At 35.8% G+C, this 11,050-nt stretch carries 11 protein-coding genes; 4 read left to right on the forward strand and 7 right to left on the reverse strand.

The features are described from left to right. Positions 1 to 16 precede the first annotated feature (16 nt). A complete protein-coding gene (gene cls / locus BM350_RS21030) occupies positions 17 to 1,210 on the forward strand; it encodes a cardiolipin synthase (protein ID WP_090917972.1) in 1,194 nt (397 codons plus the stop codon). A gap of 255 nt (positions 1,211 to 1,465) precedes the next feature. Here cls and BM350_RS21035 read toward each other — a convergent pair whose 3' ends face one another. Together BM350_RS21035 and BM350_RS21040 are read right to left on the reverse strand one after the other, a co-directional pair. After that, entirely contained in the window at positions 1,466 to 1,612 is a 147-nt protein-coding gene (locus BM350_RS21035; protein ID WP_090917974.1) for a quorum-sensing peptide PapR, read from the reverse strand. An 87-nt stretch (positions 1,613 to 1,699) separates the two neighbouring features. Continuing rightward, entirely contained in the window at positions 1,700 to 2,557 is an 858-nt protein-coding gene (locus BM350_RS21040) for a helix-turn-helix domain-containing protein (RefSeq protein ID WP_090917975.1), read from the reverse strand. Between the two features lie 168 nt (positions 2,558 to 2,725). Here BM350_RS21040 and BM350_RS21045 point away from each other — a divergent pair, with 168 nt between their 5' ends. Then, positions 2,726 to 4,486 carry a M4 family metallopeptidase gene (locus tag BM350_RS21045; protein ID WP_090917977.1) on the forward strand — a complete coding sequence of 587 codons (1,761 nt, stop codon included), beginning with the start codon at positions 2,726 to 2,728 and terminating at the stop codon, positions 4,484 to 4,486. Between the two features lie 42 nt (positions 4,487 to 4,528). On the opposite strand, the gene BM350_RS21050 is transcribed toward BM350_RS21045, so the two are convergent. Genes BM350_RS21050 through BM350_RS21065 form a run of 4 tightly spaced genes read right to left on the reverse strand, consistent with a single transcriptional unit; the run spans position 4,529 to position 7,890 of the window. After that, a complete protein-coding gene (locus BM350_RS21050; RefSeq protein WP_090917979.1) occupies positions 4,529 to 5,131 on the reverse strand; it encodes a response regulator transcription factor in 603 nt (200 codons plus the stop codon). Further along, a complete protein-coding gene (locus tag BM350_RS21055; RefSeq protein ID WP_090917981.1) occupies positions 5,128 to 6,255 on the reverse strand; it encodes a sensor histidine kinase in 1,128 nt (375 codons plus the stop codon). Before BM350_RS21055 ends, BM350_RS21050 begins: the two co-directional genes overlap by 4 nt. A gap of 1 nt (position 6,256) precedes the next feature. Then, the gene (locus BM350_RS21060; RefSeq protein WP_090917983.1) at positions 6,257 to 6,991 is read right to left on the reverse strand and encodes an ABC transporter permease; all 735 of its coding nucleotides are present in this window, start codon (positions 6,989 to 6,991) and stop codon (positions 6,257 to 6,259) included. Further along, positions 6,988 to 7,890: an ABC transporter ATP-binding protein gene (locus tag BM350_RS21065; RefSeq protein ID WP_090917985.1), complete on the reverse strand. Its 903-nt coding sequence runs from the start codon at positions 7,888 to 7,890 to the stop codon at positions 6,988 to 6,990. The genes BM350_RS21060 and BM350_RS21065 overlap by 4 nt, the downstream gene beginning before the upstream one ends. 146 nt (positions 7,891 to 8,036) lie before the next feature. Here BM350_RS21065 and map point away from each other — a divergent pair, with 146 nt between their 5' ends. Further along, on the forward strand, positions 8,037 to 8,831 hold the full coding sequence (gene map, locus BM350_RS21070) for a type I methionyl aminopeptidase (RefSeq protein ID WP_090917987.1): 795 nt from the start codon (positions 8,037 to 8,039) through the stop codon (positions 8,829 to 8,831). A gap of 294 nt (positions 8,832 to 9,125) precedes the next feature. Continuing rightward, on the forward strand, positions 9,126 to 10,526 hold the full coding sequence (locus BM350_RS21075; protein WP_090917989.1) for a M28 family peptidase: 1,401 nt from the start codon (positions 9,126 to 9,128) through the stop codon (positions 10,524 to 10,526). 182 nt (positions 10,527 to 10,708) lie between these two features. On the opposite strand, the gene BM350_RS21080 is transcribed toward BM350_RS21075, so the two are convergent. Further along, on the reverse strand, positions 10,709 to 11,050 hold a 342-nt coding region (locus tag BM350_RS21080), incomplete at its 5' end, for a Cna B-type domain-containing protein (protein WP_090917991.1).

An 11,050-nucleotide genomic window follows, 5' to 3' on the forward strand; every position in this document is an offset into this window, starting at 1 on the left:
AGGGGGGAATGATTACATGAACTTTTTATTTCTCGTCCTTATCTTTCTCTTACTGTGGGCAACTTTTGACTTCATCTATGGAAGAAAAATTCATTTGAACAATCTTAAACCGCGTTCCTTTCCTGTACGCCATAGTAATTTTAAACTTTACACATATGGTCAAACATTATATAAGGAACTATTTACTGATATACAACACGCTAAACACCATGTACATATTTTGTTTTTTATCGTAAAAAATGATGAGATTAGTCACACATTTTTACAGCTTTTAATGGAAAAAGCAGAGCAAGGTATTGAAGTGCGCCTTCTTCTTGATCGAATCGGCAGCCATCATTTATCAAAACAAACGATTTGTAAATTAAAACAACACGGTGTGCACTTTTCATTTTGTCATAAAATTCGCCCTCCATTTCTCTTTTTCTCCGTTAACCAAAGAAATCATAGAAAAATTACAATTATTGATGGAAAAATTGGGTACATTGGAGGATTCAACATCGGGGAAGAATATTTAGGGCACAACCAAGAACTAGGGCCTTGGCGTGACTATCATCTACGCCTTACTGAAGAAGGTGTACAAGATTTACAAACGCAGTTTCTACATGATTGGCGCGATGATACAAATGAAGACTTATTGTATCAAAATTGTTATTTTCCAATACTAAAAAAAGGAGAAACTTCTCATCGGTTCATACCAACTGACGGTGCATATTTACAACAAACATTTCTCGATCTTATTGAAAAGGCCACAAAAGAACTGTATATTGGTACGCCCTATTTTATTCCTGGAAAAAAACTAATGAACGCATTGCTGCGCGCTCGAAAAAGAGGCGTTCGTATTATTATACTCGTTCCTAAAAAAGCAGATCATCCATTTGTTCGTGAAGCAAAACTTCCATATTGTCGGAAGCTTATTAAAGCAGGGTGTCATATTCATGAATTTCTAGATGGATTTTTTCACGCAAAAATTGTAATGGTAGATGGCTGTATTTGTGATATTGGAACTGCAAATTTTGATAAGCGAAGCTTATATATTAATCATGAAATCAATTGTATATTATATGACTCACCGTTTTTAGAACAAGTAAAGAAAGAAATTGAGCAAGACTTAAAAGCTTCCATCTTACTTTCTATGGATGATGTTTCTTCTCTATCCCTTTTTGACAAAGGAAAGGAATGGATCGGAACATTATTTTCTTTTTTTCTATAAATACAGAAAAGGCGGGGTACCTATGCAAATAAGATTTGGTTATGTCGCACATGCACTTGCATTGTGGGACTGTTTTTCTGCTAAAACAATACCTTTACGACTAGTAATATTAGGGGAATAAAAACTAGAGAACCCTTGGATGGTAAATCTATGCTGAAGAAGTATAGAGATTATTACAAAAGGAAAGACACATTTAGAAAAAGACCTTAAAAAAGAAACAGCCGTCTCTAGATTAGACGGCTGTTTCTTTCTATTTTAATACTCATATGGTAAATCTGAAGCTAATTGTACTACATCACTATGGTTTGTTACTGCTTGATTTTGATCTACTAGTGCGCCGCCAAATGAAATACCTGCTAACATCGCTAATGTCAATAAACTACCAACAAGAAGTTTCTTCATATTCCATTCCCTCCATATCTTTCTTTTAATATAACATGAAATTTTATCCACAAAACATGCAATTATGCATATCCATTTTTGTCATATTTAAACATTTATTTTTTTTAAAAGCGTCTTTTTGTAAGAACATAAATCTAATAGTTCAAAAAAGAAAAGAGCTTTTTCATAAGCAATTCTAATATCATCTTCTGAATGCCCTAGCTTTTCAAGACATTCTCCTTTTTGATAAAACAGCTGCCCAATGAGTGTCATGTTACTATTACGGCATGATGTTTCAATTGCTTTTTCAACTTGCTTAAGCGCTTTCTCATACTGTTCATCTGAATACAATGTCTTAGCATAATTATAGCCAACCTTTATAGCAAATTCCTCGTTACTATGTAACGACTCCAACTGTTTTAAAATATCTTGATAAAGTTTAATACTTTTTTGGAAATATCTATTTTCTGCATAAATATTTGCAATTGAATTTTCGATATATAAATTTTGAAATACATCTATACCTACTAATTGCTGATTTATTAATTTTTTTAATTCCAAAATGCAGTATTCATAATTCACTTTTTTCAACACATACGCTGATAAATGATAGTGCCAAAAAAGAAACTGTTGAAACTCCGGATGATCTTCTTCTTTCTTTAATTCATCCCATACCTTTTTATAAATTTCTTCATATTTCTTTTGTTTGCATAGCGATTGAATCTGATCCTTAAATTGTTTTTTTCGTTCAATATCAGAATAAGCCAGTACTTCATAAAAATGAATGATAGGTACTTTTAGCTTCGCTGCAATTCCCTGAAGTATGTCCATGCTTGGATATACTACTCCTGATTCAATTCTACTTACTTCCGACTGATGACATATGTTATCAGATAGTTGCTTTTGTGTCAAACCTCTCATTACTCTAATGTTTTTAATTTCGGCTCCCAGCTTTTGTGCGTGCATGTTAGCTCACCATCCCGTTTATAACAGTTTATTTTTTAAAGTGGTCATACCACTACAATAAGGCCCTTTCGACAATTTTCGATATGAAATATTGCATAATTTATATAAAATTTAGCAACTTCCTCTTACAATTTATCTCATACAAATACAAGATTAGGAGTGTTAGAGATGAATTATAAAAAAATGACTAGTGCCCTTCTTACTTTCGGTCTACTCTGTCCTTTATCAACTGAAGCAATTCATGCTCAAGAAATTAATAATAACCAAGTAAAAGTTGAAGTTGCTCAGCCCGGTCTAACAATCGGAAAATTAACAGAACCTCAAAATGACACGAAAGAAAACATCGCGAAAAAGTACTTAAAAGGTGAAGTGCAAGGGTCAAAAGCACAACAAGAACAAGTTACCACTGAAAAAAGCGTTGATTTCCAACCGACAAATAAAGAGACAAAAGAAAATCAAACAGAAGTACGTCTTACCCAAACTTATAAAAGCTACAAAGTATACGGCCAAGACTTAATTGTAAAAGTAGATAAAAATGGAGTAATTACAACTGTCAGCGGTAAGGTTGCCCAAAATTTAGCACAACAACCTAATCTTACTATAACAAATTTTTTGTCGAAAAATGAAGTGAAAACTTTCTTACGAAATGCTCTTCAAACTCCAAATGATGCGTTAGAAAAAGAATTTACTAGTGAAACTGTCATTTATAAAAAACAAGACGGCAGCTACACATATGCAGATGTTATTACATTTACATATGAAAATAATGATCAAATCATTAACGGTCAAGCAATTATTGATTTAATCCATAGTGAAATGTTATTCCAAGAAAAAATCGTAAAAAATAAAGAAAAACAACCTGTTCCACAAGCTGGGATTCCGCAGTTATCTTCAGTAAAAAAACACGGAGCTGGTGTAAACGCACTACTAGAAAAGATATTATTTAATATCGCAAAAGGAACTGATGGAAAATTTTATTTAGCTGATTTAACGCGTGGTAATGGTATTTATATTTATGATGCAAACTATGCAGATTCACAAGGCGGATATGATCAAGCTGGTTATCCTGGTACACTCGTTTCTAGTACATCAACTACATTTGCAGATAAAGAAGCTGTTGGTGTTATGAAAAACATGAGTGCTATTTATGATTATTATAAAACGAAACACAATCTAAAAAGCTACGATAATAAAGATGCAAAAATTGTTGCAAGCGTACACGGATTTGATTCTACTGAAGTAAGTGATGGTGTAAAAACAAACTATGAAAACGCCTTTTGGCATCCAGGTTGGAACCAAATGGTGTTTGGCGATGGCTTAAACGGAAAATTAACATCTGCTATTGATGTAACCGCACATGAATTTGGACATGCTGTATTTAGCGGAACAACTAAAAATAAAGTTGTAAAATATCCAAACGATGAAACAAATGCATTAAATGAAGGGCTTGCGGACTTCTGGGGAACACAAATAGAGTTTTACGTAAAGAAAGACAAAGGAAACTGGATTATGGGTGATACATTAGACGGCCCAACAATTCGTGATATTCCAAACGAAATTGGTGACCATGGTAAAAAACTATATACAAACTTACAAGATTTCTATAATGATGGAAACAACCAAGAGTCTCATCAAAATTCAGGGATTATTAGTCACGTTCTTTATCAATTGGTAGAAGGAAAAACATATAACGGTGTAACAGTTGCAAAACAAAGTAACGATAAAGTAAGTAAAATCGTTATGCGTGCCCTGCAAAACTATGCAACATCAGCAGAAGATTTCGAATCTCTTCACTCTCACATTGTACAAGCTGCAAAAGACTTATATGGTAATGCCGTAGCAACAGAAGTAGACAAAGCATTCCTAGCGCACGGTTACAAAGCATTACCACAAGTGAATGAAGTGATTGATGTACAAAATAAAAAATAATAAAAAAGATGTTTACCGATTCACATTGGTAAACATCTTTTTTCATATCCACCCTTTTTCTTCTGCAATCGTAATCGCCTCAATCCGATTTTTTGCATCCAACTTCGTTAAAACATCCGAAATATAATTTCGAACGGTTCCAGATGAAAGATATAGTGTTTTTGCGATTTCATTTGTCGTCTTTCCTTCTTTCGCTAATAGGAGAACTTCTTTTTCCCGATCTGTTAACGGATTTTGTTCTTGCCATAGTCCAAACATAAGCTCAGGAGAAATTTCTCGTTTTCCATTCATAACATTACGAATTGCCGCTGCAAGATCTTCACTCGGACTATCTTTTAATAAATATCCATGTACATTTGCTTTCATTGCGCGCTCAAAATAACCAGGACGAGCAAATGTTGTTAAAATCATAACTCTGCACGATGATTGCTGCTTCCGTAATGTTTCAGCAACATCCAGCCCGCTTTGAATCGGCATTTCAATGTCCATAATACTAATATCCGGCTGCAATGTTTCAATTAGCTTTAAAGCCTCTTCTCCGTTTTCCGCTTGCCCAACAACTTCAATATCATCCTCTAAATCTAGCAAAGCTCCTAACGCTCCGCGAAGCATACGCTGATCTTCTGCAATGATGATTCGGATCATGCTCTCACGCCCTCTTTCCCTGTTCTTATAACAATTGGAACATGTATCGTTAACATCGTTCCATTATGAATATCATCTAATTTAAGTACTCCATCAATAAGAGCCAATCGCTCCCTCATGCCAAGAATACCATTCCCATCGTGATTTTTTTGTAATCCAATGCCATTATCCTTTACTTGCACAATCAATTTCCCCTGTGCTTCAAGTAACGAAATTACGCACTCTGTTGCCTTACTATGCTTCACAACATTTGTCACCGCTTCACGTATACACATTCCTAAAATGTTTTGTTCTAGCGACGATAATACATTCGTACTTGTCTCCTGCTGCACTTCTAATGATATACTAGCCGCTTGAAGAATCACCTTCACTTGCTCTAGCTCTTCTTCTACAGTAATCATCCGCATATCAGAAATTAATTCTCGTAATTGTTTTAACGCCGTTCTTGATGTTTGCGTAATTTCCTTTGCCTCTAGACAAGCGCGTTCCGGATTTTTCACAATCAGCTTCTCAACAAGCTGACTTTTTAATGTAATAAGCGATAACGTATGTCCTAACGTATCGTGTAAATCTCTTGCAATACGCTGACGTTCTTCGCGCTTCACTAGATCGCGAATTTGTTCATTTGCTTCACTTAATTGTGTTCTTAATACTTTTTTCTGGTTAAAATTCCGCATACCAAATGGTGTAACAATCATTAAAATAAACATCGGGATTGCATTTATAACAGACGAATCTGTAAGCTCGCGCATGCTTATCAACATAAAAGAACCAATCATTACGATCAAAAGGCAAAACAACAATCGAAATTGTTTATTTGTCGGTGCAAATCCCATTGCATTGGCTGTATAGAATCCAAAGAAAATCATATATGGATTATAAAACACACTAAATAAGAATATAATTACAAGCTGGATACAGGCCCACATAACAAAATTCTTTGGCACAAAATAAAGCTGGCGGTATGCAATAACAAAGAGTACAAGCATCCCGCCTCCTAATATCAATTTCCACCCTGATTGCCCCATCAAGTAGTAAAGAGGGAACAACAAATACACGAGCCATATATAAGGGAAAAACCCCATATGTTTTGGAAAAATTTCAAACTGCTTCTTTTCAATCATTTTATACCGCTTCCTGTCTCTTTCTTATATATATTGATAGTACAACAAAAGCGATAAAATAACCTCCTAAAATTGCCGCATTTTCCCAACCAATTGTCTTACCAGCAACAATGTCCCAAGCGCCGCTTCCGAAATGGTATGTCGGTGTCCATTCTCCAATACTTCTTAACGTCTTTGGAAGTACTTCAATTGGCATCCACAAGCCGCCTAGAATCGCTAAACACATATTTAATATATTCGCTAGTCCCGTAGCCGCATCCGCTTTCTTAATCGCACCGATAATTGTTCCAAGTGCTAAAAATGGTGTAACACCAACCAATAACCATAATCCAGCGCCAACCCACTGTCCAATTGTTAACTGTACATCATTCATGACTATACCCGCGATGAAAATAACGATGATTGAAAAAGCATTTACAACCGTTTGAGCAATAATTTTAGCTGCTAAATACACTCCCTCTGGCAGCGGTGTAATTTGTAAAAGCTGTGTCCACCCTTGCCCTTTTTCTTGTGACAGACGAACACCAAAACTAAAGAGTGCTGTTCCTACAATACTAAAAGTAGCCATCGAAATTAAATAGTGTGCTTTCCATGCATCTCCGTTTTGCGGTACTGACACCACATTGGTAAAAATGTAATAAAACATAACCGGCATTAATAATGAGAAAAAGATAAATAATTTATTGCGAAACGTACGTAATATTTCTATTTTGCATTGCATCCAAAACGCTCTCATGCAATTCCCTCCTTCTGATTTGCAACAAACTGTTCAAAAGCTTCATCCAGGCTGCCGCGCTCAACAGCAATATCCACAACAGGTAAGTTTTTATGAAAAATTGCTTGAAGCGTAGCATCTGTATCATCTGTTGTTAGTACCACACGCTTTTCATTGCACCGGACATTTGTAACATGAGGTAAGCTGCGAAGCATACTCGTCGGCACTTCCTCTTTTACATAAAACGAAATTGTTTTTTGAGAAATTGTTGCTTTCATCTCATCTGGTGTTCCATCAGCAATCACTTTTCCATTTGCAAATAATAAAATTCGATCTGCTAATGCATCTGCTTCTTCTAAGTAATGCGTTGTTAAAATGATTGTTTTTCCTTCATCCGCCAATTTTTGAATTGTATCCCAAAATCTTTTTCTAGACGTGATGTCCATCCCTACTGTTGGTTCATCTAGGAATAGCAAATCTGGATTTCCAGCAAGTGCGAGTGCAAAATTTAAACGTCTTTTTTGCCCGCCAGATAGCTTTTCACACCTTTGCTTTCTTTCTGATTCTAAATTGGATAACTTAAGTAATGTTTCTTTTGCAATTGGATTCGTATAATAACTACGAAACAAATCAATTGCTTCTTCTACTGACACACTATCAATGACGCTCACTTCTTGCAGCATTGCTCCAAGGCGATTGCGAACATCTCGGTGTTTTGGGCTCTTACCGAAGATAGAAACTTTTCCTTCTGAAGGATCCCTTAATCCAAGCATCATCGAAATTGTTGTCGTTTTCCCCGCTCCGTTCGGTCCAAGTAATGCAACGATTTCTCCTTTCGCTACTGTAAATGAAACGTTATTTACTGCTTTTTTATGTTTAAATGTTTTTGAAACACCATTTACTTCAATTATCTGTTCCATTTCTCCACCTCCGTCGTTCTTATATTTATATTGTATAAATTGGAAGAGGTGGAAAACAGTATGAGACGTCATAACATGAATATGACAAATGTCAGGAAATCTTGAAATGAGTGACTTTCCACGTCAGTAGCAGGACAAAAACAAACATGATACAATCATGTGAGATGTACATTCGAGGAAGGACAGTGGTTTTCATGATTATTCGCAATGAACAAGATTTAGAAGGCTTACGAAAAATCGGCCGCATCGTTGCGCTTGCTCGCGAGGAAATGAAAAAACAAGCGAAACCAGGCATGACAACAAAAGAGCTTGATTTAATCGGTAAGAAAGTATTAGATGAGCACGGTGCTATTTCTGCACCTGAAAAAGAATATGATTTTCCAGGGACAACTTGCATTAGCGTCAATGAAGAAGTTGCACACGGCATCCCAGGAGACCGTGTCCTAAAAGAAGGCGACTTAGTAAACGTCGACGTATCTGCGGCACTTGATGGTTACTATGCAGATACAGGTATTTCATTTGTTCTTGGACAAGACGAAGCAAAAGAAAAACTTTGCGCTGCTGTTGAAAGTGCATTTTGGGCAGCCATGAAAAAAGTAAAAGCTGGTGCAAAACAAAATCAAATTGGTCGTGCGGTTGCCAATGATGCTCGTAAAAATGGTTATACGGTCATTCAAAACTTAACAGGACATGGCATTGGTCTTAGCTTACACGAAGCACCAAATCACATTTTAAACTATTTTGATCCAATGGATAACGCTCTCTTAAAAGACGGACTTGTCTTAGCAGTAGAACCATTCGTATCGATGGGCGCAGATCATATTATTGAACGCGGTGATGATGGCTGGACATTTGTCACACCAGATAACAGCCTTGTTGCACAGTGCGAGCATACAATCATTGTAACTCGCGGTGAACCAATTATTTTAACTAAACTATAAATACTAAATAAAAGGAATGCACTCAAAAATGATGCGTTCCTTTTTCTCTACATAATCTACAGTTTGAGTACAATAGACATACAATTTTGGGGCTTTCAAACAAAAAAGCGAACCCTTCTCTAAGATGGTATCATATATATTATAAACTAAATATATAAATTTAAATATATAATCGTCCTTGTATTTATTTCTCAATATCAATTGATTGAAAATACAAAAAATAAGAGATAAAATAAGGTCGTTATCCGTCTTCTTTTGTCAGTCAGATAGAATAGAAGAATGGGAGAAGAAAATATGAAGAGATCATTAAAACAAAAAGTAGTAAGCTCTTTGCTTGCTATATCACTCACTGCCGGATTAGCCCCTCTTGGACAAGCAAAAGCTGATTCCCCTTCAGAAAATGGAAAAGTTTCACCTATTATTGAAAAAGTTGATTCCAACCGTGCAATTGAACATGTTCGCTTTTTATCTGAAACAATTGGCCCCCGCCCTGGCGGAACTCAAGCAGAACAGTGGGCTTCCCGTTATGTCGGAATGAAATTAAAAGAAATGGGATATGAAGTAGAATATCAACCATTTGCTGTACCAGATCAATACGTGGGATTTATTGATTCTCCACTATCCCATTCCCGAAATTGGCAAACAGGTGCTGCACCAAATTCTCTTATTTCAACTGAAGCTGTTACTGCTCCTCTAATCTTTGTTCCAAATGGGACAAAACTAGAAGAAATCCCGAATGAAGTAAACGGAAAAATTGTATTATTTGAAAAAGGAGAAACAGTAGAAGACTATAACAAACAAGTGGAAAATGCTGTAGCAAAAGGTGCAAAAGGCGTTCTCTTGTATAGTTTAATTGGCGGACGTGGCAACTATGGACAAACTTTCAAGCCAAGATTAACAAAAAAACAATCAATTCCTGTATTTGGCCTTGCTTATGCACAAGGAAATGCCTTCAAAGAAGAATTAGCAAAAAAGGGGAGTACAGTTCTTTCTTTAAAGGCACGACATGAATCAAACTTACAATCTCTAAATGTCATCGCAAAAAAGAAACCGAAAAATAGCGCCGGAAATGAAAAAGCTGTCATCGTAAGTTCTCATTATGACAGCGTTGCCGGGGCACCAGGGGCAAATGATAATGCTTCTGGAACTGGATTATTATTAGAATTAGCTCGCACATTCCAAAATGTAGAAACTGACAAAGAAATCCGCTTTATTGCTTTCGGTTCAGAAGAAATGGGGCTTCTTGGTTCTGAGCACTACGTTGATAACTTATCAAAACAAGAACGTGATCGTATTTTAGGTGTTTTCAATGCTGATATGGTTGCTACAAATTATGATAAAGCAAAAAATTTATATACAATGACTCCTGACGGTTCTACGAATCTTGTAACAGATGCAGCATTAAATGCTAGTAAACAGTTAAATAATGACCTTGTTCTTCAAGGAAAATTTGGTTCCAGTGACCATGTGCCATTTGCTTACGCTGGCATCCCTTCAGCATTATTCATTTGGATGGGGGTAGATAGCTGGGATCCACTTATCTATCACATTGAAAAGGTATACCACACACCACAAGATAATGTGTTAGAAAACATTTCACCAGAACGTATGAAAATGGCGTTAGAAGTCATTGGTACTGGTGTCTATAATGTTCTTCAAAAACCTGCTGTACAAAAAGAACAAAAAGCTGCTTAATTATCCTCAAAGCCACCATCTAGAACTGGTGGCTTTTTTATTGAGGAACGAATTGTATTATTAAGTGCGACATCTAAAGAAAAGACAAAAAAGCCCCTTCAAGATTCATTCTTCCCTCCATCTTTCCATGAAGTTTTTTGAATGATTCTCTAAAGGGAATATTAATAATAACCTAAAGTTTTTTATTGTTTAATTCGTTGACGAGCGAATAGAATTCCACCTAAAACGAACAATACCATACCTCCAACAATTGAAATCATTTCCGCTGGTGCTCCTCCTGTATTAGGAAGTAATACTGTCGTCTTATCGTTTTCTTTATTAAATGGAACTTTTGGATCGTTATTTGTGTTTGTATTTATGTTCGGATCTTTTGAATCGCTATTTGTGTTTGGATCTTTTGGATCTACATCTGTTTCGTCCTTGATTTTTGTATTCGTGATATCATAACCTTTTACTTCTGATTTATATCCGTCTACTGGTTCTTCTTTCACTTCATACTTGTATGCTACTCCATTCGCATCGTA

This window comes from Bacillus sp. 103mf, assembly GCF_900116295.1.
In the GTDB taxonomy this organism is placed as follows: domain Bacteria; phylum Bacillota; class Bacilli; order Bacillales; family Bacillaceae_G; genus Bacillus_A; species Bacillus_A bruguierae.